At 71.0% G+C, this 22770-nt stretch carries 21 protein-coding genes and 1 tRNA gene; 15 read left to right on the top strand and 7 right to left on the bottom strand.

All coding sequences use genetic code 11. From position 1 onward, the window contains the following. Positions 1-41 precede the first annotated feature (41 nt). On the top strand, positions 42-941 hold the full coding sequence (locus tag WYM_RS02575; RefSeq protein ID WP_019179261.1) for an alpha/beta fold hydrolase: 900 nt from the start codon (positions 42-44) through the stop codon (positions 939-941). On the opposite strand, the gene WYM_RS02570 is transcribed toward WYM_RS02575, so the two are convergent. Next, the gene (locus WYM_RS02570) at positions 901-1455 is read right to left on the bottom strand and encodes a CGNR zinc finger domain-containing protein (RefSeq protein WP_019179260.1); all 555 of its coding nucleotides are present in this window, start codon (positions 1453-1455) and stop codon (positions 901-903) included. The genes WYM_RS02575 and WYM_RS02570 overlap by 41 nt on opposite strands. A gap of 74 nt (positions 1456-1529) precedes the next feature. Between WYM_RS02570 and WYM_RS02565 the strand changes: the two genes are divergently transcribed. After that, on the top strand, positions 1530-2540 hold the full coding sequence (locus WYM_RS02565; protein ID WP_019179259.1) for an EamA family transporter: 1011 nt from the start codon (positions 1530-1532) through the stop codon (positions 2538-2540). Here the strand turns inward: WYM_RS02565 and WYM_RS02560 are convergent. Beyond that, positions 2515-2985, bottom strand: coding sequence for an Lrp/AsnC family transcriptional regulator (locus WYM_RS02560; protein WP_019179258.1), 471 nt, complete (start codon positions 2983-2985; stop codon positions 2515-2517). The two genes, WYM_RS02565 and WYM_RS02560, sit on opposite strands and share 26 nt — an antisense overlap. A gap of 165 nt (positions 2986-3150) precedes the next feature. Here WYM_RS02560 and pdhA point away from each other — a divergent pair, with 165 nt between their 5' ends. The 3 genes from pdhA (at position 3151) to WYM_RS02545 (ending at position 6830) form a co-directional block, all read left to right on the top strand. Then, positions 3151-4296, top strand: a complete 1146-nt coding sequence (pdhA, locus tag WYM_RS02555) for a pyruvate dehydrogenase (acetyl-transferring) E1 component subunit alpha (RefSeq protein WP_019179257.1) — start codon at positions 3151-3153, stop codon at positions 4294-4296. Beyond that, on the top strand, positions 4293-5306 hold the full coding sequence (locus tag WYM_RS02550; protein WP_019179256.1) for an alpha-ketoacid dehydrogenase subunit beta: 1014 nt from the start codon (positions 4293-4295) through the stop codon (positions 5304-5306). The genes pdhA and WYM_RS02550 overlap by 4 nt, the downstream gene beginning before the upstream one ends. Before the next feature lie 108 nt (positions 5307-5414). Continuing rightward, positions 5415-6830, top strand: coding sequence for a dihydrolipoamide acetyltransferase family protein (locus WYM_RS02545; RefSeq protein WP_019179255.1), 1416 nt, complete (start codon positions 5415-5417; stop codon positions 6828-6830). Between the two features lie 29 nt (positions 6831-6859). Here WYM_RS02545 and WYM_RS02540 read toward each other — a convergent pair whose 3' ends face one another. Further along, positions 6860-8650, bottom strand: coding sequence for an alkaline phosphatase family protein (locus WYM_RS02540; RefSeq protein WP_237739280.1), 1791 nt, complete (start codon positions 8648-8650; stop codon positions 6860-6862). Positions 8651-8678: 28 nt separating this feature from the next. Continuing rightward, entirely contained in the window at positions 8679-9272 is a 594-nt protein-coding gene (locus WYM_RS02535; RefSeq protein ID WP_019179253.1) for a TetR/AcrR family transcriptional regulator, read from the bottom strand. Positions 9273-9389: 117 nt separating this feature from the next. Here WYM_RS02535 and WYM_RS02530 point away from each other — a divergent pair, with 117 nt between their 5' ends. The 5 genes from WYM_RS02530 to WYM_RS02510 are packed head-to-tail and all read left to right on the top strand — an operon-like array spanning position 9390 to position 15598. Beyond that, positions 9390-10994 (top strand): carboxyl transferase domain-containing protein, encoded by a 1605-nt coding sequence (locus tag WYM_RS02530; protein WP_026059488.1) that lies wholly within the window; start codon positions 9390-9392, stop codon positions 10992-10994. A 4-nt stretch (positions 10995-10998) separates the two neighbouring features. After that, positions 10999-13086: an acetyl/propionyl/methylcrotonyl-CoA carboxylase subunit alpha gene (locus WYM_RS02525; RefSeq protein WP_019179251.1), complete on the top strand. Its 2088-nt coding sequence runs from the start codon at positions 10999-11001 to the stop codon at positions 13084-13086. A 16-nt stretch (positions 13087-13102) separates the two neighbouring features. After that, positions 13103-14263: an acyl-CoA dehydrogenase family protein gene (locus WYM_RS02520; RefSeq protein ID WP_019179250.1), complete on the top strand. Its 1161-nt coding sequence runs from the start codon at positions 13103-13105 to the stop codon at positions 14261-14263. 16 nt (positions 14264-14279) lie between these two features. After that, complete coding sequence (locus tag WYM_RS02515; protein ID WP_019179249.1) at positions 14280-14792, top strand: MaoC family dehydratase; 513 nt, start codon at positions 14280-14282, stop codon at positions 14790-14792. After that, the gene (locus WYM_RS02510; RefSeq protein ID WP_019179248.1) at positions 14789-15598 is read left to right on the top strand and encodes an HpcH/HpaI aldolase/citrate lyase family protein; all 810 of its coding nucleotides are present in this window, start codon (positions 14789-14791) and stop codon (positions 15596-15598) included. Before WYM_RS02515 ends, WYM_RS02510 begins: the two co-directional genes overlap by 4 nt. 31 nt (positions 15599-15629) lie before the next feature. Here the strand turns inward: WYM_RS02510 and WYM_RS02505 are convergent, their stop codons facing one another. Next, positions 15630-16235, bottom strand: a complete 606-nt coding sequence (locus tag WYM_RS02505) for a histidine phosphatase family protein (protein ID WP_019179247.1) — start codon at positions 16233-16235, stop codon at positions 15630-15632. 33 nt (positions 16236-16268) lie between these two features. Further along, the gene (locus WYM_RS02500) at positions 16269-17123 is read right to left on the bottom strand and encodes a Sir2 family NAD-dependent protein deacetylase (protein WP_019179246.1); all 855 of its coding nucleotides are present in this window, start codon (positions 17121-17123) and stop codon (positions 16269-16271) included. Between the two features lie 100 nt (positions 17124-17223). Here WYM_RS02500 and WYM_RS02495 point away from each other — a divergent pair, with 100 nt between their 5' ends. Beyond that, positions 17224-18033, top strand: coding sequence for a TrmH family RNA methyltransferase (locus WYM_RS02495; protein ID WP_019179245.1), 810 nt, complete (start codon positions 17224-17226; stop codon positions 18031-18033). On the opposite strand, the gene WYM_RS02490 is transcribed toward WYM_RS02495, so the two are convergent. Further along, positions 18034-18891 carry an SGNH/GDSL hydrolase family protein gene (locus tag WYM_RS02490; protein WP_019179244.1) on the bottom strand — a complete coding sequence of 286 codons (858 nt, stop codon included), beginning with the start codon at positions 18889-18891 and terminating at the stop codon, positions 18034-18036. A 103-nt stretch (positions 18892-18994) separates the two neighbouring features. On the opposite strand from WYM_RS02490, the gene WYM_RS02485 reads away from it, so the two are divergent. The 4 genes from WYM_RS02485 (at position 18995) to WYM_RS02470 (ending at position 22742) form a co-directional block, all read left to right on the top strand. Continuing rightward, complete coding sequence (locus WYM_RS02485) at positions 18995-20830, top strand: DEAD/DEAH box helicase (protein ID WP_019179243.1); 1836 nt, start codon at positions 18995-18997, stop codon at positions 20828-20830. Between the two features lie 29 nt (positions 20831-20859). After that, on the top strand, positions 20860-21465 hold the full coding sequence (locus tag WYM_RS19010; RefSeq protein ID WP_019179242.1) for a hypothetical protein: 606 nt from the start codon (positions 20860-20862) through the stop codon (positions 21463-21465). A gap of 33 nt (positions 21466-21498) precedes the next feature. Further along, positions 21499-22587, top strand: coding sequence for a VIT1/CCC1 transporter family protein (locus tag WYM_RS02475; protein ID WP_019179241.1), 1089 nt, complete (start codon positions 21499-21501; stop codon positions 22585-22587). 70 nt (positions 22588-22657) lie between these two features. Further along, a tRNA-Leu gene (locus tag WYM_RS02470) sits at positions 22658-22742 on the top strand. Positions 22743-22770: the final 28 nt, after the last annotated feature.

Raw genomic sequence — 22770 nt, 5'->3', positions numbered from 1 at the left:
GGGCACGGAGGCTCTCCGCCGCAGCCTCGTAGACTCGACGGGTGCCCGTGACCAATCCGTACGCCCCCCTGCTCGCGCAGATCCCGGTGACGCGTCACGAGGTCGCGGTGCTCGGCGGGTCGACGGTGTACTGGGAGTACGGGCCCGCCGACGCCGAGACCACGATCGTCGCCGTCCACGGGTTCCGGGGCGAGCATCACGGGCTCGAGCCCGTGGTCGCCCATCTCCCCGGCGTCCGCGTCATCTCGCCCGACCTCCCGGGCTTCGGCGAGACGGCTCCGGTGCCCGGGCGACGGCACGATCTCTCGCTCTTCCGGGAGTGGCTCACCGACTTCGCCGCGGCCGTCGCGCCGGGCGCGGTGATCCTCGGCCACTCGTTCGGATCGATCGTGGTGGCGGCCGCGGTCGCCGGGGGGCTTCAGACGCCCCGCGTGATCCTGGTGAATCCGATCGGCGCGCCCGCGCTCGAGGGCCCGCGGGGCCTTCTCACGCGGCTGGCGGTCTTCTACTACTGGGCCGGCGCGCGCCTGCCTCGGCGCTGGGGGGATGCGCTCCTGCGCAACGGGCTGATCGTGCGGGTGATGAGCGTGTCGATGGCGAAGACCCGCGACCCCGGCATCCGTCGGTTCGTCCACGACCAGCACGACACGTACTTCTCCCGCTTCGCCGATCGCGATGTGCTGCACGACTCCTTCGTCACGTCCGTGTCGCACGACGTGCGCGCCTTCGCTCCGCGCATAGCGCAGCCCACGCTGCTGATCGCGGCCCAGCGCGACGACATCACCCCCATCGAGGCGGAGCGGCGCCTCGCGAAGATGTTCTCCGATGCGCGCCTGATCGAGATCCCCGACGTCGGGCACCTCATCCACTACGAGACGCCGGCCGCCGCGGCCGACGCGATCACACGGTTTCTCGCGCCTTCCGACGCCGGTAGGCGTTGACGTTCATGCGGTTGCCGCAGTTGCCGGTGTCGCAGTAGCGCTTCGAGCCGTTCTTCGAGTAGTCGACGTAGACGCTCTCGCAGTCGTCCGCGGCGCACACGCGCACACGGTCGTACTCATCGGCGCGGATGACATCGACGAATGCCATCGCCGCCTCCACCAGGACGCGGGTGGCCAGAGGGGAGTCGTCGCTCGTGGCATGGATGTGCCAGTCGAAGCCGTCGTGGATCACGAGGCGGGGGAGCGCCTTGCCGTCCTCGAGCATCGCGTTCACGAGCGGCACGGCGCCGCCACGGTCGACGTTCCACAACTCCCGCAGCCGGTCGCGCACGTCGCGCACGGCGGAGAGCTCGGCCTCGTCGCGCCGGATCACTCCGGTGTAGGGGTTGACCGCGAGGTAGGCGTCGAAGTCCGCCAGCGTGGTCAGGGTGTCGACCCCGTCGAAGCCGGGCAGCGTGTTCACGAGGTATACCGCGGCTTCCAGATTCTGCTTCGTGTCATGAATGAAGACCATGTTGACTCCTGACATCCGCTTCGATACTGTCACCAGTGTAAGCACCATTCACCCCTGACAGCCGGATGACGCCCATGTCTGCTCCGACCGCACCGATCCCGGTCCTCCCGGTGGTGGCCATGCCCGGCTCGACAGCGCGGATGCGCACCACCGGCCTCTTCCTCGGCGTCGTGTCGGCACTGGCGTTCTCGTCCAGCGGCCCTTTCGTCAAGCCCCTTCTCGAAGCGGGATGGTCCCTCGGCGCCGCCCTGCTCATGCGGATGGGGATCGCCGGGCTGGTGCTCTCGCCCGCGCTGTTCCTCGCCATCCGGCGCCAGCGATCGTTCCTCTGGCGGAACTGGCGACTGATCGCCGGCTTCGGTCTCATGCCCGTTCTCGGATGCCAGCTCTTCTTCTTCTCGGCCATGCAGCGGATGCCGGTGGCCGTGGCCCTGCTGATCCAATACCTCGCGCCGGTCATGCTCGTCGCACTGGTGTGGATACGGACGAGGAGGTCCCCCTCGGCGCTCGTGCTGTGGGGCTCGGCGGTGGCGATCATCGGGCTCGTCCTCGTGGTCGACGTCTCGGGAGCCTCGTTCGACCTGCTGGGAACCCTGTTCGCGCTCGCTGCGGCCGTGTGCGTCTGCGCGTACTTCGTCATCTCGGAGCGCGCCGGCGACGACCTTCCTCCGCTCGCGCTCGCAGCGAGCGGACTGCTCGCCGGTGCCCTCGTCATGGGTGTGCTGTGCCTCACCGGGATCATGCCCTTCATCGCTCCGCCGGTCACCGTGGTGCTCGCCGGGGCGGAGGTGCCGTGGTTCGTGCCCATGCTCTGGGTCGCCGGGATCGCGACGACCCTGGGGTACGCGTTCGGGGTCATGGCGGTGCCGCTCATCGGCTCACGCGTGGCGTCGTTCGTCGGGCTGTCGGAGGTGCTCTTCGCCCTCGGCTTCGCGTGGCTGTTCCTCAGTGAGGTTCCCGCCCCGATCCAGTTCGCCGGCGGCGCGCTCATCCTCGTCGGCGTCATCCTCGTGCGGGCCGACGCCTCATCGGGCGACCGGGCGACGGCTCGAGCCTCGTCTAGTCCCGCTGCGCCAGCTCCATGAGCGGCGTGACGCGGTGGGGGATGACCTCGCCCATCACCAGCGACGTCTCGGTGCGCTCGACGCCCTCGATCGCGAGGATGCGGGCGTCGGTGTCGAACAGGTGCTGGGTGTCGCGGCAGGCGACGCGCACCAGCAGATCGACCTGACCCGACAGGCCGTGGGCCTGCACGACCTCGGGCACGCGGGCGAGCTCGTCGGCGATGCGCGGAAGCTCGGCCTGCCGCACGGTGACGCTCACGAACGCCTCGATCGGGAAGCCCAGCGCGGCTGACGAGATCGCCCGCTCGTACGAGAGGAAGACGCCGGAGCGCTCGAGCCGCGCCATGCGGGCCTGCACTGTGTTGCGCGACAGTCCCAGCCGCTCGGCGAGCGCGACGACGGTGGCGCGGGGGTCGGCGGAGAGTGCTGCCAGCAGCTCCAAGTCGACGTGATCGAGAGCGCTCATAGTGCGAAACGATAGCACGGTCCTGCTCGTCCTTGCTTGTCAACATGCTCAAGAACTTCTCGCATGCTTGAGCCATGTGCGGAGCCGACGTACTCTCGGGCTATCCGGCGACGACGCCGGGCATTGGATGCGGCTCCTCACGAGGGAGCTCCGTACCGAGGAGTGATGACGATGACGCACACCCTGACTCCGACCGCGGACCCCGCGACCGAGATCGACGACATCGCACGGCTGCTGACACCCGCCGGCGAGCGCATCGCCGACCCGGACCTGGACCGCTGGGTGAAGGACGTCGACGCCGCCGCGCTGCGGGATCTGTACCGCGACATGGTGCTGGTGCGCCGGATCGACACCGAGGGCGTCGCCCTCCAGCGCCAGGGACAGCTCGCACTGTGGCCGCCGTGCCAGGGGCAGGAGGCCACGCAGATCGGCACGGCTCGCGCGCTCCGAGCCGACGACTTCGTCTTCCCCAGCTATCGCGAGACGGGTGTCGTCTACGCCCGCGGCGCCCGGCCGGCTGACTTCGTGCTGGCCTGGCGCGGCGAGGAGCACTCCACCTACAACCCGTACGAGATCAACACCGCGACGCAGCAGATCATCATCGGCGCGCAGACCCTTCATGCGGTCGGCTACGCGATGGGGATCCAGCGCGACGGCACCGACCAGGCGGCCGTCTCGTACTTCGGCGACGGAGCCTCCAGCCAGGGCGACGTGAACGAGGCCATGGTCTTCGCATCCTCCTTCCGCGCTCCCACCGTGTTCGTGTGCACCAACAACCACTGGGCGATCTCGGAGCCGGTCGCCGTCCAGGCGAAGTTCCCGATCGCCGGGCGGGCGCCGGGATTCGGCATCCCGAGCATGCGCGTCGACGGCAACGACGTCCTGGCGTGCCTCGCCGCGATGCGCTGGGCCCTCGACAACGCTCGCCGCGGCAACGGACCGGCCTTCATCGAAGCCGTCACGTATCGCATGGGCCCTCACACGACGTCCGACGACCCGACCCGCTACCGGGACAAGGAAGAGGTGGAGAGCTGGCGCCGGCGTGACCCGATCGCCCGCGTCGAGGCGCTGCTGCGCGCGGAGGGCGAGTTCGACGACGCCTTCGAGGCGGCTGTCGCCGCCGACGCGGACGCGCTCGCCGCCGAGGTGCGCGCTGCGGCGATGGGAGCCGTCACACGCGAGCCCCTCACCGTGCTCGACAACGTCTATGCCGAGCCGCATGCCGGGCTGGACGAGCAGCGCGCCTGGTTCGGCGCCTACCTGGACGGCTTCGCGCCCGCCGAGGCCGCGACCGTGGGAGAGGCACGATGACCCAGCTCACCATGGCGAAGGCCATCAACGAGGGCCTGCGCCGCGCGATGGCCGACGACCCCAAGGTGCTCGTGATGGGCGAGGACATCGGAAAGCTCGGAGGCGTGTTCCGCATCACCGACGGGCTGCTCGACCAGTTCGGCGCCCAGCGGGTCATCGACACCCCCCTCGCCGAGGCGGGCATCGTCGGCACCGCCGTGGGCCTCGCCTTCCGCGGCTACCGCCCCGTCGTCGAGATCCAGTTCGACGGCTTCGTGTACCCCGCGTTCGACCAGATCGTGTGTCAGGTGGCGAAGCTCCACTACCGCACGCGCGGCAACGTCAAGATGCCGATCACGATCCGCATCCCCTGGGCAGGCGGCGTGGGCGCCGCGGAGCACCACTCCGAATCGCCGGAGGCGTACTTCGTGCACACGTCGGGGCTGCGCGTGATCGCCGTCTCGAACCCCCAGGATGCGTATGTGGCGCTCCGGCAGGCGATCGCGTCGGACGACCCGGTGGTGTACTTCGAGCCCAAGCGGCTCTACCACACCAAGGGCGAGGTGGACCTCGACCTGCAGCTGGCGGACGCGCCGCCGATGGGATTGGCGCGGGTCGTGCGGGAAGGCAGCGACGTCACGCTGCTCACCTACGGCTCGCAGGTTTCGATCGCCCTCGACGCCGCGACCGCAGCGGAGGACGAGGGCGTGTCGATCGAGGTCATCGACCTGCGCTCGCTCTCTCCTGTCGACTACCGCACGGTCACGGCGTCGGTGCGCAAGACCGGACGCGTCGTCGTCACGCACGAGGCGGCCCGCGAGGCGGGGGTCGGCGCCGAGCTGATCGCGAGCGTCACCGAGCGCTGCTTCCACTATCTCGAGGCCGCCCCGCAGCGCGTCACCGGTCACGACATCCCCTATCCGCCCGCAAAGCTCGAGAAGCACCACGTTCCTGATCTCGACCGCATCCTCGATGCCGTCGACCGCGTGATGGACCGGCCGAACAGCCTGTCCGGCCTGGTGGAAGCGTGAGCGCGGGCGACCCGGCCGCGAAGCGGACGGCGATGAGCGGAGTGGAAGCGTGAGCGCGGGCGACCCGGCCGCGAAGCGGACGGCGATGAAGGGAGCGGAGAGGTGGGCATGATCCAGGACTTCCGGCTCCCCGACCTGGGTGAAGGGCTTCCCGAGGCGGAACTCGTGCAATGGCTTGTCGCCGAGGGCGACGAGGTCGCGCTCAACCAGACCATCGCCGAGGTCGAGACCGCGAAAGCCGTCGTCGAACTCCCCTCGCCGCACGCGGGCACCGTCACGGCGCTGCACGCCGCCGCGGGGGATGTCATCGCGGTGGGCTCGGTGCTGATCTCGTTCGACACGCAAGGGGCGGATGCCGCGGCACCGACGCCCGCAGCTGCTGAGGCTCCCGCGGCGACCGCTGCACCGGCATCGGCTGCGCCGGAGGCCGAGCCCGCCAAAGCGGAGCCGAACCTCGTCGGCTACGGTGCCGCCCCTCGAGGCGCGGCACGGCCGCAGCGTCGATCACGCGCGGTCGCCGGGCGCCCCGCCCCGTCCGACACCGCCGTGCTCGAAGCGGCTCCGCACGACGCGATCCAGTTCGGCGACATCACCGAGCGGCCCATCGAGCGACCACGCTCCACGCCCCCGGTGCGCAAGCTCGCCAAGCAGCTCGGCGTGGACCTCGCGCTGATCGAGGCGACCGGCGCGTCGGGGATCATCACGCGTTCGGATGTCGAGGCTTATGCGGCGCGCGTCGGTGCGACAGCGCCGTCGTCGGCTGGAGCGACCGAGGCCGTCGATCCGGCGCCGGCGACCGCGACTCAGCGCGGGGGATCGGGCGAGCGCACCACGCGGACACCCATCCGCGGGGTGCGGAAGCTCACCGCCGAGGCGATGGTGAGCAGCGCGTTCACCGCTCCTCATGTGACGGTGTTCCTGACGGCCGACGTGACGGCGACGACCGAGCTGATCGCCTCCCTGAAGAACGACCGCTCCCTGCAGGACCACAAGATCGGCGTCCTCGCCGTCGCGGCGAAGGCCGTCTGCCTCGCGCTGGGGCGTCACCCCGGGCTCAACTCGCGGTGGGACGACGGGGCCGGGGAGATCGTGGAGCACCACTACGTCAACCTCGGCATCGCGGCGGCTACGGGCCGCGGCCTGGTGGTCCCGAACATCCGCGACGCGCAGGACCTCACCCTGGTCGAGCTCGCGGACGCCATCCGCGGTCTCGCTGAGACGGCGCGGGCGGGCAAGACCACACCGGGCGACATGATGGGCGGCACGTTCTCGATCACGAACGTGGGCGTGTTCGGCGTCGACGCCGGCACCCCGATCATCAATCCGGGGGAGGCGGGGATCCTCGCGCTCGGCGCGGTGCGGCGCCAGCCGTGGGAGCACCGAGGCGAGATCGCGCTGCGCGACGTCATGACACTGGCCCTGTCGTTCGATCACCGTCTGGTCGACGGCGAGCAGGGGTCGCGCTTCCTCGCAGACGTCGCGGACGTGCTGCGCGAGCCCGGCCGCGCGATGCTGCTGCGCTGATCAGAGCGCAGGCGGGGGCTGCGGACTTGTCAGGAGTCCTTCGGATAGAACAGCCCCAGCCCGTGGTTCTGCAGCACGTCATAGGCCTCGGCGTACGTCTCGGGCTCGACGGCACCGGACGGCGCGTACTTGGCGAGCAGGAGTCCCAGCAGTCCGCGTCCGGGCGGGCTGAGCGGCTTGTGCTTGTGCGCCCCGTCCTTCAGGTCGATCTGCTCGTCCTCGTTCGGATTCGGCGGGACGTACATGGGGTGCACGACCGGCCAGGTCGCCGGATCGCGCGGCGCCTCGAGATTGACGACGGAGAAGAGGTCGCCGGCCTCCGCGTCCCGCCGCGTCAGCGGCCGGAGACCGTGCAGGCGCGTGAGGGTCGCGATCACCGCGGCGTGGTGCAGCTCGTCGTGGACGATGGTGCCGGCGCGGGTGTAGGCCGACACGGCGATCGCGGGCACGCGCAGACCGAGACGGTCGAACGTGAAGCCCATCTCGCCAGGCTCGGCGCCCGCGACGGGTGGCGTCGCTGCCGGCGGCGGGACATGGTCATAGGTGCCGCCGTGTTCGTCGAACGTGATCAGCAGCAGCGTGTTCAGCGCGTTGGAGCCGTCGGGCGTCGCGCTGCTCTTGACGGCGTTGTAGACGTCGGCCACGAGCTTCTCTCCCGCGCGCACGTCGGAGACCGCGGAGTCCAGCACGGGCTGCCCGCCGATGTCGCTCTCGCGGAAGCTCCCGAACGGCGGATGGAAGTCGTTGTGGTTGTACACCATGCGCGGCTCGATGAAGGCGTACGCGGGCAGGCGCCCCGCTGCGGCATCCTCGTAGAACTCCGACATGTGGCCGAAGCGCCCGGTGCGCCAGTACTTCTCGAGCACCGGCGCATGCATGACGCCTGTCAGAGACACCAGCTGCATCTCGTCGAAGTAGATCTTCCACGCGATGCCGGCCTCTTCCAGGCGATTGAAGATGGTAGGGGTGGCCGGGGCGTCGAGCCACTTGTCGTAGCCGCCGCCGTGCTTGTTGGTCACGAACCCGTGCGAGGTCGAGGCGTGGAAGAACGAGCGGTTGCAGTACGTCTGCGAGGGAACCGCGGCGAACCAGGCGTCGAACACGGCGAACCCCTTCGCGAGCGTGGAGAGGACGGGCAGCTGTTCGGGCGAGAACCCGCCCATGATGTGGGATGCCTCGTCCAGTGTCGGCGCCGCGCCCTTGTGCAGCCGCTCGATGTTGTTCCAGTAGTCGACGACGAAGCCGTCCATGCTCGGCGCGGTCCCGGCCGCCGGAGCGTTGAACGGCGCCGCCATGTCTCCGACCTGGCTCGTCGCGTTCGAGGACGGCGTGACAGTTCCGAACAGCTGGGTGTTGACGTGCGGGAACTCCTCGCCGGGGTCGGGATTGGGCCGCCCCATCACCTCGTCCGTCGGACCGGTGTAGGTGTGCGCGGCGATGCTCTCGCCGCTGGGCGCCGGGTTCGCATAGTCCCCGAAGGCCAGGCCGTCGAAGGTCTCGCCGTCGGCGAGGTCTCCGGGCTGGTAGAGCCAGCCGAGCAGATTGTCGAAGCTGCGGTTCTCTCCCATGACGACCACGACGTGGTCGAACCCGGGCTCCGACCGCGCGGGTACGGCTCCGATGTCGATCGAGCCCTCGCGGTATCCCTGACCGTAGGCGAGAGATCCGGCGGCACCGGCGCCGACACCACCGCCGACCACGAGGCCCGCGGCGGCGATGCCGCCGAACTTCAGGAAGTCGCGCCGTGAGGCCAGGTCGGCTCCCGCGTTGTCGTCACGATTCCGCTCGCCCTGCTCGCCCATCTCGCCCCGCCCCGTCATCGTGGATCCAGCGTAGGGCCACCCGGGCTCAGGCCGTCAGCGAGGCGTGCGCCATCGATCGGAGGATGCCGCGGACATCGTGCCCGCCGGGGGAGCGCAGCGCGCGGACGCTGTGGGGCGTGGAGTTGATGAGTCCGAAGCACGCGTGAGCCCGCACGCGCAGGTCGTCCGGGTCGCGTGCAGGGTGCAGGGCGGAAAGGATGCCGATCCACACCTCTACGTACTCTCGCTGCAGTCGTCGCACGGTATGGCGGTCCTCATCGCTCAGGCTGGCGAGGTCCCGGTCCTGCACGCGAATGACATCGGCGTCGCGCAGGGCGAAAGCGACGTGGAAGTCGATGAGCGCCTCGAGTCGAGCGCCCGGCGACGCGTGCGCGGCGAGGACGGCGCGACCGCCGGAGAGGAGACGTTCGCTCACTTCGACCAGGATCGCCCCAAGGAGCGCCTGCTTGTTGGCGAAGTGGCGGTACAGGGCCGGTCCGCTGATGCCGACCGCTCCGCCGATTTCTTCCAGGCTCACCCCGCTGAAGCCGCGCTCGGCGAAGAGCGTGGCCGCCTCGTGCAGGATCGCCGCGTGCCGGTCGGCTTTCGCCCGCTCCCGATCCGTCGCACCGCTTGTCATTCCAGTTAATCCTCGCTAACCTGAACTCCAGTTAGTGAACACTAACCAATGCGGTCCTGCTCGGACAACGGGCGTGACCCGATCGTGACGTCGACGGCGATGTGCGAGGGAGACGAGATGAGCGTGCCGGCCACCGCAGCAGCACACGACGAGGCGTTCACGCGCACACGCGACGCCCAGCGTGCACTGGCGGAGCGGCTGCGACAGCGGATCGCGGAGGCATCGCTGGGCGGTCCGGTGGCATCGCGCGAACGTCATGTCGCCCGCGGCAAGCTGCTGCCCCGCGAGCGCGTGACGCGTCTGCTCGACGAGGGAAGTCCGTTCCTCGAGATCGCCCCGCTCGCCGCCGAGGGGCTCTACGGAGGAGACGCGCCAGCGGCCGGGGTCATCGCCGGGATCGGGCTCGTCCACGGCCGCCACGTGCTCGTGGTGTGCAACGATGCGACCGTCAAGGGCGGGACGTACTATCCGCTTACGGTCAAGAAGCATCTGCGGGCGCAGGAGATCGCGCTCGAGAACCGGCTCCCGTGCATCTACCTCGTGGACTCGGGCGGCGCCTTCCTGCCGATGCAGGACGAGGTCTTCCCTGATCGCGATCACTTCGGCCGGATCTTCTACAACCAGGCCCGCCTGTCCGCGGCGCGCATCCCGCAGATCGCGGCCGTCCTCGGCTCGTGCACAGCGGGCGGCGCCTACGTCCCCGCGATGAGCGACGAGACGGTCATCGTCCGCGGCCAGGGCACGATCTTCCTCGGCGGTCCGCCACTGGTGAAGGCGGCGATCGGCGAGGTCGTGACGGCAGAGGAGCTCGGCGGCGGAGAGCTGCACGCGCGCCGGTCTGGCGTCGTCGACCATCTCGCGGAGGACGACGAGCACGCACTCGAGATCGTGCGCGACATCGTCGCCACGCTTCCGGCTCCCGAAGCGCCGGCGTGGGACGTCCAGCCGACGGTGCCGCCCACCGCGGACCCTTCAGAGCTGTACGGCGTCGTGCCGGTCGACGTCAACCAGCCCTACGACGTCAGAGAGGTCATCGCCCGTCTCGTGGACGCGAGCGCGTTCCACGAGTTCAAGCGCGAGTACGGCGACACGCTCGTGACCGGGTTCGCGCGCATCCACGGCCACCCCGTCGGGATCGTGGCGAACAACGGCGTGCTGTTCAGCGAGTCGGCGCAGAAGGGCGCGCACTTTATCGAGCTGTGCGATCAGCGCGGAGTACCGCTGCTGTTCCTCCAGAACATCTCGGGGTTCATGGTCGGCAGGGACGCCGAGGCCGGCGGCATCGCCAAGGACGGCGCGAAGATGGTGACGGCCGTCGCCACCACCCGTGTGCCCAAGCTGACGGTCGTCATCGGGGGGTCGTTCGGAGCCGGCAACTACTCGATGTGCGGGCGCGCGTACTCGCCGCGGTTCCTGTGGACCTGGCCCGCCAGCCGCATCTCGGTGATGGGCGGGCCGCAGGCCGCCTCGGTGCTGTCGACCGTCAAGCGCGACCAGCTCGAGGCGCGCGGAGAGGAGTGGCCTGCCGAGGAGCAGGCCGCGTTCGAGGCGCCGATCCGCGAGCGGTACGAGGAGCAGGGCAACCCGTTCTATGCCACCGCGCGGCTGTGGGACGACGGCATCGTCGATCCGCTGGACACCCGCGACCTGCTCGGACTCGCGTTGGACGTCGTCTCGCGCACTCCGCTGCCCGACCAGCGCTTCGGCGTCTTCCGGATGTGACCCGATGAGCGCCCCCCTCTTCGAGACCGTGCTGGTCGCCAACCGCGGCGAGATCGCGCGGCGGGTGATCCGCACGCTGCGCCGCCTCGGCATCCGCTCGGTCGCGGTCTACAGCGATGCCGATGCCGGCGCGCCGCACGTCCGCGACGCCGACGTCGCCGTGCGGATCGGCCCGGCTGCCGCCACGGCCTCCTATCTCGACATCGACGCCGTCCTGCGTGCCGTCCGCGAGACGGGCTCCCAGGCCGTCCACCCCGGCTACGGCTTCCTCTCCGAGAACGCGGCGTTCGCGCGCGCGTGCGCAGCGGCCGGCGTGGTGTTCATCGGTCCCGGGGAGCGTGCCCTCGAGGTCATGGGCGACAAGATCCGCGCCAAGCAGCACGTCGAGGCGCATGGCGTGCCGACCGTTCCCGGCTTCAATGCCGTGCACGACGACGGCCGAGCGATGACGGATGACGAGATCGCGGCCGCCGCTGAGGCGACCGGGTATCCGCTGCTGGTGAAGCCGTCCGCCGGCGGCGGCGGGAAGGGCATGCAGGTGGTGCGCGGGCCGGCCGATCTCGCTGCGGCGCTGGCTACCGCGCGGCGAGTCGCCGGGGCGGCGTTCGGCGACGACGCCCTGCTGCTGGAGCGGCTGATCGAGCGGCCGCGCCACATCGAGGTGCAGGTGCTCGCCGACGCGCACGGCGTCATCCACCTCGGCGAGCGGGAGTGCACGCTGCAGCGCCGGCACCAGAAGGTGATCGAAGAAGCGCCGTCGCCGGTCGTCGACGTCGCGACGCGGGCCCGCCTGGGCGCGGCGGCGTGCGCGGCCGCGTCATCGGTCGATTATCGCGGCGCCGGGACCGTGGAGTTCCTGGTGGCCGCGGACCGGCCGGACGAGTTCTTCTTCATCGAGATGAACACGCGTCTGCAGGTCGAGCACCCGGTGACAGAGCTGGTCACCGGCGTGGATCTCGTCGAGCAGCAGCTCCGTGTCGCCGCGGGTGAGCGCCTCGCGCTCGCACAGGACGACATCCGACTGGCGGGCCACGCCATCGAGGCCCGCGTGTACGCCGAGAACCCGGAGCGCGGATTCCTCCCCGCCACCGGCGACGTGCTCGTGTGGCGCGCGGCCTCGGCGGCGAGGACGGATGCCGCGGTGGAGTCGGGCAGTGTCGTGTCGTCCGACTACGACCCGATGATCGCCAAGGTCATCGCCCACGGCGCCGATCGCGCGGAGGCGCTGGAGCGCCTCGACACCGCGCTCGCCGGCACCGTCGTGCTCGGCGTCGACACCAACATCGCCTTCCTGCGGTCGCTGCTCGACGACGCCGCCGTCCGGGCCGGTGACATGGACACTGGCCTCATCGACCGGCTGCCGCCGTTCACGGCTCCCACGCCCGGCCCCGGGGTGCTCGGCGCCGCCGCCCTGTTCGCGCGACGGAATCCCCGTGACGGGAGTCCGGCGGGCGTGCACGGTCTCGTCGCGGGAGTGACGTCTCACCGGTCGCGGGAGTTCGCGAGCGCGCTGTGGCGCTCGGGCAGCGGCTGGCGACCCGGTGGGCCGGCCGCCCCCGTGACGTGCACGTTCGAGACGGATGCCGGCGAGCTCGTGTCGGCGCCGATGCCCGGTGATGACGGGCCGGTCGTCTCGGTGGGCACACGCCCGCGCGAAGACCGGGCCATCGGGCGTGCCCTCCCCGGCGGTGCGGTGTCGGCCGTCGACGCCGACGGCTGGCTCTGGGTGCACGCCGAGGGCGCCGCCCATCGGCTTCGCCCGCTGACCCGCCGTCAGGCGATGGAGCGACGGCTCGCTGCGCGGGAGCGCGACGCGACCGCCACCGATCCCGAGCTGCGGGCCCCGATGCCCGGAGCCGTGGTCGCATTGCACGCCGCGCCCGGCGACACCGTGGCGGCGGGCGACCGCATCGTGACCATCGAGGCGATGAAGATGGAGCACCCGGTCGTCGCACCCCATGGAGGAGTCGTCCGGTTCGACATCGCCGTCGGCGACCAGGTCCGTCGCGATCAGGTGCTCGCCCATGTGACCGCGTCTTCCCCCGAATCCCCGGCGGCCGCCCACGAAACAGCGACGCCTTCCCCCTCCTGACCCACCGAGGAGCATCATGGACAACTACGGGACCTACGCCCTGACCGAGGACGAGCGGGAGCTCGCCGGGATGGTGCGCGCGTTCGCCGACGAGGTCGTCGCGCCGCGCTCGTATGAGGCGGACCGGACGCACACGCTGCCGATGGACGTCGTCGCGCAGATGGGCGAGCTGGGACTGTTCGGCCTGCCGTTCCCCGAGGAGTACGGCGGGCAGGGCGGCGACTACTTCGCGCTGTGCCTCGCCATCGAGGCGCTCGGACGCGTCGACCAGTCGATCGCCATCACGCTCGAGGCGGGAGTGAGCCTCGGGGCGATGCCGGTCTTCCGGTTCGGGACCGAGGAGCAGAAGCGCGAGCTCCTTCCCGACCTCCTCGCCGGGCGCGCGCTCGCCGGTTTCGGCCTGACCGAGCCGGAGGCGGGTTCCGATGCCGGAGCCACCCGGACCACCGCGAGACTCGAGGGCGGACAGTGGGTGATCAACGGATCGAAGCAGTTCATCACGAACTCGGGCACCGCCATCACCCGCTTCGTGACCGTCACCGCCGTGACGGGGGAGCGGGAGGGGCGCAAGGAGATCTCCACGATTGTCGTGCCGCACGGCACGCCGGGATTCACCGTCGAGCCCGGCTATGACAAGGTCGGCTGGCGCGCGTCCGACACGCATCCGCTCACCTTCCAAGACGCCCGCGTGCCGGAGGCGAACCTGCTCGGCGAGCGCGGGCGCGGGTTCGCCAACTTCCTCCACATCCTCGACGAGGGACGCATCGCGATCGCGGCGCTCTCGGTGGGCGCCGCGGAGGGGTGCCTGGAGGCGGCCGTGGACTACGCCCAGAAGCGCACGGTGTTCGGCGAAGCGCTCTCGGGTCGGCAGGGCATCCAGTTCCTCCTGGCGCGCATGCAGCAGCGTGTGCACGTCGCACGGCTCGCTTGGCATCACGCCGCGCGTCTGCGCGACGCCGGCAAGCCCTTCAAGACCGAGGCGGCGATCGCCAAGCTGACCGCGAGCGACGCCGCGATGGACAACGCGCGCGACGCCACGCAGGTCTTCGGCGGCAACGGCTTCATGAACGAGTACCCCGTCGCCCGCCATTACCGGGACTCGAAGATCCTCGAGATCGGCGAGGGCACGAACGAGGTGCAGCTGCTCGTGATCGCCCGGGCGCTCGGGGTCGCGTGAGGGTAGCGTGAGGAACGTGGACGACACCGGCCTGCCCACGGACGCCTCCGCCATCGTGCAGCGCGGCCTCTACTACGACGAGCTGGAGGTCGGCGCCCGGTACCTGCATCGCCCGGGACGCACCGCGACCGAGGCCGACAACGTCCTGTTCTCCTCGCTGACGATGAACACGCAGGCCCTGCACCTCGACGCCGCGTTCTCCGAGAAGCAGCCTTTCGGGCAGCGGCTCATGAATTCGATGTGGACGCTCGCCACCATGGTGGGCGCATCCGTCGGGCAGATCACACAGGGCACGCTCGTCGCGCAGCTGGGGCTGTCCGACATCTCGTTCCCCGCGCCCCTCTTCCACGGCGACACCCTCTACACCGAGACCGAGGTCGTCGACCGGCGCCTCTCGTCGTCGCGGCCGGGACAGGGCATCGTCACGCTGCGCCACACCGGCCGCAACCAGCGCGGCGAGGTCGTGGCGACCGCCACCCGCGTGGCGCTGATGTGGTGCGCACCGTCCTCGAGCGAAGGAACCGCATGAGTTTCGCACTGGGCCCCGCGCTGCTGTTCTGCCCTGCCGACCGCCCCGAGCGCTTCGCCAAGGCGCACGAGCGGGCGGACGCCGTCATCCTCGACCTCGAGGACGCCGTGTCTCCCGCTGACAAGGCGAGGGCGCGCGGGCACCTCATCGAGTCCGAGCTGGACCCCGCCCGCGTCATCGTGCGCGTCAACCCTCCGCACACCGATGCCTTCGTCGCCGACCTGGCGACGCTGTCGCAGACCGACTACCGCCGGATCATGGTGGCCAAGTCCGAGTCGCCGAAGCGGATCGGGCGCCTGGATGCCCGGTTCGAGGTCGTCGCCCTGTGCGAGACGGCCAAGGGCGTGGCCCAGGCGGACCGCCTCGCCGCGCTCGACAACGTGATCGCCCTCATGTGGGGCGCCGAAGACCTCGTCGCCAGCCTCGGCGGGACGTCGAGCCGCAAGCCGAACGGGCGCTATCGCGACATCGCGCGCTATGCTCGCGCACGGGTGCTGCTGGCAGCGGGCGCCCGGGGAAAGGCGGCGATCGACGCGGTGCATCTCGACATCGCCGACGTCAAGCGCCTGGCCATCGAGGCCGCGGATGCCGCGGCATCCGGCTTCACGGCGACCGCGTGCATCCATCCCAGCCAGGTGCCCATCATCCGGGCCGCCTACCGGCCCGACGAGAAATCGGTCGCGTGGGCCCGGGAGGTCCTCACCGCGGCCGAGCGTGAGCGGGGCGTGTTCGCCCACGACGGGAGGATGGTCGACGAGCCCGTCCTGCGCCACGCACGCCACGTGCTCGAGCGCGCCGCGCGGTGACCGACTGAGGTCGAGTCCGACCGTGCGCTGATCACACCACCATGCCGGCGTAGGCGACGAGCCGCAGGTGGTCGCGGTCGTAGAAGAAGTCGTGGGCGGAGCCGTTCGCGAGGCGCTCGCCCACCGGAGGCAGCTCGCCCGCGGTGGCGTGACGGATGATCTCGCGGATCAGGGCGCCGTGGCTCACGACGATCAGCGTCCCCGCTGCCGGGGCCGTCGCGCGGCGATGGTCGCGGACGGCGCGGCCGAGAGCAGTGATGCCGCGTGCGCGCAGGTCGGGCCACGGCTCGGCGCCGGGGACCTCGGCCTCGTGCCAGTCGCCCCATCGGCGGCGGAACTCCTCGACCTCGAGGCCCTCGGCCTCGCCATAGGAGCGTTCACGCAGCCCGCGATAGGTGCGCGGCTCCGCCACGCCGAGTTCGGCGGCGATGATCTCGGCCGTCTCACGGGCGCGAGAGAGGTCGCTGGCCGCCACTGTCACGGGCAGGCTCAGGTCGAGTCGTCCGCGGAGCGTCGCGGCAGTGGCACGGGCCTGGTCCCGACCCGTGTCGTTGAGAGGGATGTCGGTCGAACCCTGGATGCGGCGATCGCGGTTCCAATCGGTCTCGCCGTGGCGGATCAGGATCAGCGCGGTCACCCCTCGAGCCTACCCGCCGGGCTCAGCAGGGGATCAGCCCAGGGAGGGAAGCCGATCGGCGAGGGCCCGCAGGACCTCGCTCGTGCCGGCGTCCACCTTGACGGTCGCGCGGGCGTCGGCGCGCGTCGCCCCGCGGTTCACGATCACGACCGGCAGGCGCCGACGGCGCGCGCGCTCGAGAAGCCGGATGCCGGAGTTCACGACCAGCGACGAGCCGGCGATCACCAGTCCCTCGCTCGCGTGGACCAGCTGCTCCGCCTCGCGGAACTTCTCGGCCGGGATGAACTCCCCGAAGAAGACGACGTCGGGCTTCAGCATCCCGCCGCAGACGCTGCACGAGGGGATCCGGAAGCCGTCGGTGCTCTCGGGCAGCACGTCCCCGTCCGGACCGAGGGGCACGTTCTCGGGAACGGTGATCCAGGGGTTGTCCTCCTCGACCCGGCGCGCCAGATCACGACGGTCGAACACCTGGCCGCAGTGGGTGCAGAAGACGCGTCGCATCGTGCCGTGCAGCTCGACCACCCGGCGGCTGCCGGCGCGCACATGCAAGCCATCGACGTTCTGGGTGACGACCCCGGTGGCGAGGCCGCGTGACTCGAGATCGGCGATCGCGCGGTGACCGCCGTTCGGCGTCGCGGCGGCGAAGGCCTTCCATCCCAGGTGGCTTCCGACCCAGTATCGGCGCCGCGCCGAATCGCTGGAGAGGAACTGCTCGACCGTCATCGGCGTGCGCACCGGCGCACCCTTGCCCCGGTAGTCGGGAATCCCCGAGTCCGTCGACACTCCGGCACCGGTGAGCACGGCGATGCGCCGGCCCGAAAGGGCTCCGAGAGCCTGCTCGAGCGCCAGTGCGGTCGCGGGCCCGAACTCCGTCGCTGTCGCGGTCACCGTGCCCCCTTCGCTCGAGTGTCGGTGGATCGAGTGTAGGCGGCCCGGTTTACCGAGGTGTTACGAAGTCGCAGGGTGCGGTTTCTGCGAAGGTGGAGAGGTGACGGTCGAACGGGTGGATTCCGCGACGGATGAGCGGCTGGCGGATTACCGCGATCTGACGGATGTCGTTCTCCGGCGTGTGCTCGAACCCGCGGGCGGGCTCTACATCGCGGAGTCCGCAAAGGTGATCGCGCGCGCCGTCCGGGCCGGGCACCGGCCCCGATCCGTCCTCGTCCAGGAGAAGTGGCTGGAGGAGATCCAGAGTCTGATGGCCGCGTCGTCGGTCCGCGCGCCGGTGTACGTCGTGACCCCTGAAGTGGCCGAGAATCTCACCGGCTACGCGGTGCACCGCGGCGCGCTCGCCGCGATGCACCGGCCGACACTCCCGCCGGTGGCGGACGTGGTGGCCGGCGCCCGTCTCGTCGTCGTTCTCGAGGACATCGTCGACCACACCAACGTGGGCGCGATCTTCCGCGCGGCGGCGGGGCTGGGAGCGGATGCGGTGCTGGTGAGCCCGCGGTGCGCCGATCCGCTGTACCGCCGCAGCGTGCGCGTGAGCATGGGAACGGTGTTCCAGGTGCCGTGGACGCGGCTTCCCGAGTGGGACGAAGCCCGCGGCATCCTCCACGGCGCGGGGTTCGATCTCGCGGCGCTCGCGCTGGCCGAGGATGCCGTGCCGCTGGACGCGTACGGCGACGCCCGCCCTGAGCGGGTCGCTCTGCTCCTCGGCGCCGAGGGCGATGGCCTGAGCCGCGCGGCGCTCGCCGCGGCCGACACCGTCGTCACCATCCCGATGACAGGCGGCGTGGACTCGCTCAATGTCGCCGCAGCGAGCGCCGTGGCGCTGTGGGAGCTGCGCGCGCGCTGATCAGCCGGGGTCGCGCGCCTCGTCGGCACGATCGGGAGCGGCCGAGGCCCGCAGGGGAAGGACGTCGGGACGTTTGGCCCGGATGTGATCGCCCGACGACTGGTGGCGCAGCCGCCGCAGCACCCACGGCACGAGGTAGGCCCGCGCCCACACCAGATCATTGCCGCGCGCCTCCCGCCAGGTCCGGAACGGAAGCGGGCCCGGCTGCATGGGCTGGAGGTCGTTGGGGACGTTGAGCGCACGCAGCACCATGCGCGCGATCTCGTGGTGCCCCAGGGCGTTGTAGTGCAGGCGGTCGTCGTCGAAGAAGCGCATGTCCTGCACCTCTTTGAGGGCCCACTGATCGGCGACGATACAGTCGTAGCGGTCGGCGATGGCGCGGATGTTCTCGTTGTAGATGGCGACTTTGCCGCGGATGCCGCGGAACACCGGGGTGAAAGCGGTGTCGATGCCGGTGAAGACGACCACGGTGGCGCCCCCGCGCGAGAGCCGCACCACGGCATCCTCGAACTGCTGGGCGACGGCGTCGGGGTCGGAGCCGGGGCGGATGACGTCGTTGCCCCCCGCCGAGAAGGTCACCAGATCGGGCTTGAGGGCGATCGCCGGCTCGAGCTGCCCCGCGATGATCTGGCCGATCAGGCGGCCGCGGATCGCCAGGTTCGCGTATGCGAAGTCGTCCACCTGCTGAGACAGCACCTCCGCGACGCGATCGGCCCAGCCGCGCAGGCCGTTGGGCGACGACGGCTCGGGATCTCCGACGCCCTCCGTGAAGGAATCCCCGATCGCGACGAAACGCCGCCAGGGATGGACCTGCGGATTGGGGACATAGGGAGTGCGGGGATCGTCTGTCGGGGGCATGCGCCTCTTCCTCGGCTCGTGACCGAAGCCAGGGTATCGCGGCCGGTTGTCGGCCGGTTCGTTTATCGTGGTGACTCGTTGTCTACGGGGAGGGGTGCCATCGGTGACCGACGAGACCGTCCTCGACGCACGCCACGGCGACCCTCACATCGGCAGCTTCGCGGCCGAGCACCTCAGTCCCACCTATCCCCAGCGCGCCCCGTGGGGCACGGCGCAGCGCCTGCGCGCGTGGCAGGCGGAGGCTCTCGACCTCTACTTCTCGCTCGACGGTCCCGACGGCGAGGGCGCAGGTCCGCGCGACTTCCTCGCCGCGGCGACCCCCGGCGCCGGAAAGACGACGTTCGCGCTGCGCCTCGCGAGTGAGCTGCTGCGGCGCCGCATCGTCGACCGCATCGTCGTCGTCGCCCCCACCGAGCACCTGAAGACGCAGTGGGCCGACGCCGCGGCACGGGTCTCGATCCGGCTTGATCCCGCGTTCAGCAACCGGCACGCGGCCCCGGCCCGGCAGTATCACGGCGTCGCGGTGACGTACGCCCAGGTGGCGGTGAAGGCCTCCGTCCACCAGCGACTCACGATGGACGCGAGGACCCTGGTGATCCTCGACGAGGTCCACCACGGCGGCGACGCCCTGAGCTGGGGCGACGCGCTGCGTGAGGCCTACGGTCGGGCCACGCGCCGGCTGCTGCTGTCGGGTACGCCGTTCCGCAGCGACACCGCCCCGATCCCGTTCGTGGAGTATCACCCCGACGACAAGGGCATCCGCCTCTCGCGCACCGACTACGCCTACGGGTACCGGCGCGCGCTCGAGGACGGCGTCGTGCGGCCGGTCCTCTTCCTCGTGTACGCCGGTCAGATGCGCTGGCGCACGAAGACCGGTGAGGAGATGGAGGCGCAGCTCGGGCAGGACAACACCAAGGACGTCACCTCGCAGGCATGGCGGACCGCCCTCGACCCGGAGGGCGACTGGATCCCCGCGGTGCTGCGATCGGCCGACCGCCGCCTCACCGAGGTGCGCGAGCACGTCCCCGACGCCGGCGGGCTCGTGATCGCCACGGACCAGACCGCCGCCCGCGCCTACGCGTCGATCCTTCAGGGGATCACGGGGGAGGCGACGACGATCGTGCTGTCGGACGAAGCGGAGGCTTCCAGCCGCATCGAGACGTTCTCGAAGGCCGACACGCGCTGGATGGTGGCCGTGCGCATGGTCTCGGAGGGCGTGGACGTGCCGCGGCTCGCCGTCGGCGTGTACGCGACGTCGGCGTCGACTCCGCTGTTCTTCGCCCAGGCGATCGGCCGTTTCGTCCGCGCTCGGCGCCGCGGCGAGACGGCGAGTGTGTTCCTCCCGAATGTGCCGCAGTTGCTGGCGCTGGCGAATGAGATGGAGCGCCAGCGCGACCACGCGCTGGACCGCGAGAGCGACGGCGACGAGTGGAACGCCGAAGAAGACCTCATGGACGCCGCCAAGCGGGAAGACAAGGCGTCCGATGCTCTCACCGAGGAGTTCACCTACCAGGCGCTCGGTTCGGCGGCCCATTTCGACCGGGTGCTGTACGACGGCAAGGAGTTCGGTCAGCTCGCCGTTCCCGGTACGCCCGAGGAGGAGGAGTTCCTCGGACTGCCCGGACTCCTCGAGCCCGAGCATGTCCACGACCTGCTCATGCAGCGCCAGGCTCGGCAGAGCCGGCACCGGAAGGCGCGAGAGGCGCAGGCTCCTCCTCAGGAGGCGCCGGAGGTCCCGCAGGCCCTGCATCGCACGCTCAAGGAGCAGCGGCAGCTGCTGAACAGCCTCGTCGGTCTGTACGCCCGCCAGTCCGGCGAGGCGCACGGCCTCGTTCACGCCGAGCTGCGCCGCATCTGCGGCGGCCCGGCCGTCTCGCATGCCACCGTCGCACAGCTGCAGGCGCGCATCGAGGTGCTCCGCAAGCGCGTGCACTCCTGACACCGCGGCGCCACGCCTAGACTCGCGGCATGCCCGCGGAGTACTCCTTCGTGTCGCGCTGGCGCGTACCCGCGTCGGCCGACCGCACCTGGGAGGAGCTCGAGCGCCGGCTTCGGCCCTCGTCGCAGGCGGGCGGCGAGCAGGCGCCCTGGTGGCCGGGTCTCGCCGTCGATATGGCGCCGCGGCGCCTGGCGGCGGGGGAGCGGCTGGTTCTCACGGTCCGCAGCCCCTTGGGCTATCGCCTGCGGCTGCTCCTCGAGCTGACCCTCGTCGAGCCGGGCCGGCGCCTCGCAGCACGCAGTGACGGCGACCTCCGGGGCGGCGGCGCCGTGACGATCGAGGCGGCCGGTGTCGAGGCGGGGCCCATGCGCCCGGAGGCTCCGGGCGACGCGCCAGCGGCGCCTGGAGGGGGCGTGGGGACCGTCGTCGAGTTCCAGTGGGATGTCGAGACCCGTCGCGCGTGGATGAATGCGACGGCGCCGGTGCTGCGAGCGGTGTTCGAGCGCGCCCATGCTCATGTGATGAGGCGAGGCGAGGCGGGGCTGCGTGCAGCGGTTGCCGTCCGGCACCGTTCGGATCCCCGAAATGCTGGCAATCCCGGAATCGAGGCGGGTCGATCGCCGCGCGCTGGCTAGCGTGGACAGGTTCCGACCGGACTTGGAGGCCGAGTGAGCGCGCCCGCCGAACCCACCGCCCGCGACCGCCGTCGCTGGGAGCGGTATCTCGTGAACGAGCGCGCGGAGGCCCGTGTCTACCGCGAGCTCGCCGGCCGCCGCGCCGGCGAGGAGCGGGAAATCCTGCTCGCGCTCGCCGAGGCGGAGGGGCGGCACGAGGCGCATTGGCTCGCGCTCCTCGGCGGCGAGCCGGCGCGGCTGCCGCACCCCGACATCCGTACGACGCTGCTCGGATCGATGGCGAAGCGGTTCGGCTCGATCTTCGTGCTCGCCCTCGCGCAGAACGCCGAAGCGCGGTCGCCGTACGACGACGAGCCGTTCGCGCCCCCGGCGATGGCGGCCGACGAGAAGGTGCATCACGAGGTCGTGCGCGGCCTGGCCGCGCGCGGGCGGCGCAGACTGTCGGGAACCTTCCGCGCCGCGGTGTTCGGTGCGAACGACGGCTTGGTGTCGAACCTGGCCCTCGTGATGGGTGTGGGCGCGACCGGCGTCGCGCCGCAGTTCGTGCTCTTCAGCGGCTTCGCCGGCCTCCTTGCGGGCGCCTTGTCGATGGGGGCGGGAGAGTTCGTCTCGGTGCGGTCCCAGCGCGAGCTGCTGGCCTCCACCGCTCCCAGCGACTACGCCGACGGTGCGATCCCGCACCTGGACCTCGACGCGAACGAGCTGGCGCTGGTCTACCGCACTCGCGGAATGCCCGAGGCCGAGGCGCTCGCCCGCGCGCACCGCGTCGTCTCGGCGGCCCAGGCGTCGGGCAGCGTGGGGACGGACACCGGGCCGATCGGCACCGACGAAGACCATGAGGTTGTCGGCCGGGCGTGGGGCGCAGCCCTCTCGAGCTTTCTCTTCTTCGCGTCGGGCGCCATCATCCCGGTGCTGCCGTGGATCTTCGGGATGTCGGGGCTCCCGGCCGTGCTGGCCGCGCTGGGTCTCGTCGGAGTCGCGCTGCTCGGAACGGGCGCCGCTGTCGGGGTGCTTTCGGGCGGGCCACCGCTGCGCCGCGCGCTCCGCCAGCTCGCCATCGGGTACGGGGCGGCCGGCATTACGTACCTGCTGGGTCTCGCATTCGGGGTGTCTGTGGCATGACCCGCCCGATTCGTTCGGCGCTCAGCGACGTGGTAATGTCGTTCCTCGGTTGCGAAACCGGAAACCACCTGCGCGGGTGGCGGAATAGGTAGACGCGCTAGCTTGAGGTGCTAGTGCCCGTTAAGGGCGTGGGGGTTCAAGTCCCCCCTCGCGCACAGTGCCGGAAGGCCCCCGAAAGGGGGC

It is taken from the genome of Microbacterium yannicii PS01, assembly GCF_000304335.1.
Taxonomy (GTDB): Bacteria; Actinomycetota; Actinomycetes; order Actinomycetales; family Microbacteriaceae; genus Microbacterium; species Microbacterium yannicii_A.
Note: the sequence above shows the minus strand (reverse complement) of the source record. Positions and strands in the feature narration are given on the sequence as shown.

Coding starts and splice junctions, on each gene's coding strand:
- pdhA (WP_019179257.1), top strand. CDS start 3,151: ATGACGATGACGCACACCCTGACTCCGACCGCGGACCCCGCGACCGAG.
- WYM_RS02520 (WP_019179250.1), top strand. CDS start 13,103: ATGGACAACTACGGGACCTACGCCCTGACCGAGGACGAGCGGGAGCTC.
- WYM_RS02530 (WP_026059488.1), top strand. CDS start 9,390: ATGAGCGTGCCGGCCACCGCAGCAGCACACGACGAGGCGTTCACGCGC.
- WYM_RS02535 (WP_019179253.1), bottom strand. CDS start 9,272: ATGACAAGCGGTGCGACGGATCGGGAGCGGGCGAAAGCCGACCGGCAC.
- WYM_RS02540 (WP_237739280.1), bottom strand. CDS start 8,650: ATGACGGGGCGGGGCGAGATGGGCGAGCAGGGCGAGCGGAATCGTGAC.
- WYM_RS02565 (WP_019179259.1), top strand. CDS start 1,530: ATGTCTGCTCCGACCGCACCGATCCCGGTCCTCCCGGTGGTGGCCATG.
- WYM_RS02510 (WP_019179248.1), top strand. CDS start 14,789: ATGAGTTTCGCACTGGGCCCCGCGCTGCTGTTCTGCCCTGCCGACCGC.
- WYM_RS02550 (WP_019179256.1), top strand. CDS start 4,293: ATGACCCAGCTCACCATGGCGAAGGCCATCAACGAGGGCCTGCGCCGC.
- WYM_RS02570 (WP_019179260.1), bottom strand. CDS start 1,455: ATGGTCTTCATTCATGACACGAAGCAGAATCTGGAAGCCGCGGTATAC.
- WYM_RS02545 (WP_019179255.1), top strand. CDS start 5,415: ATGATCCAGGACTTCCGGCTCCCCGACCTGGGTGAAGGGCTTCCCGAG.
- WYM_RS02525 (WP_019179251.1), top strand. CDS start 10,999: ATGAGCGCCCCCCTCTTCGAGACCGTGCTGGTCGCCAACCGCGGCGAG.
- WYM_RS02490 (WP_019179244.1), bottom strand. CDS start 18,891: ATGCCCCCGACAGACGATCCCCGCACTCCCTATGTCCCCAATCCGCAG.
- WYM_RS02560 (WP_019179258.1), bottom strand. CDS start 2,985: ATGAGCGCTCTCGATCACGTCGACTTGGAGCTGCTGGCAGCACTCTCC.
- WYM_RS19010 (WP_019179242.1), top strand. CDS start 20,860: ATGCCCGCGGAGTACTCCTTCGTGTCGCGCTGGCGCGTACCCGCGTCG.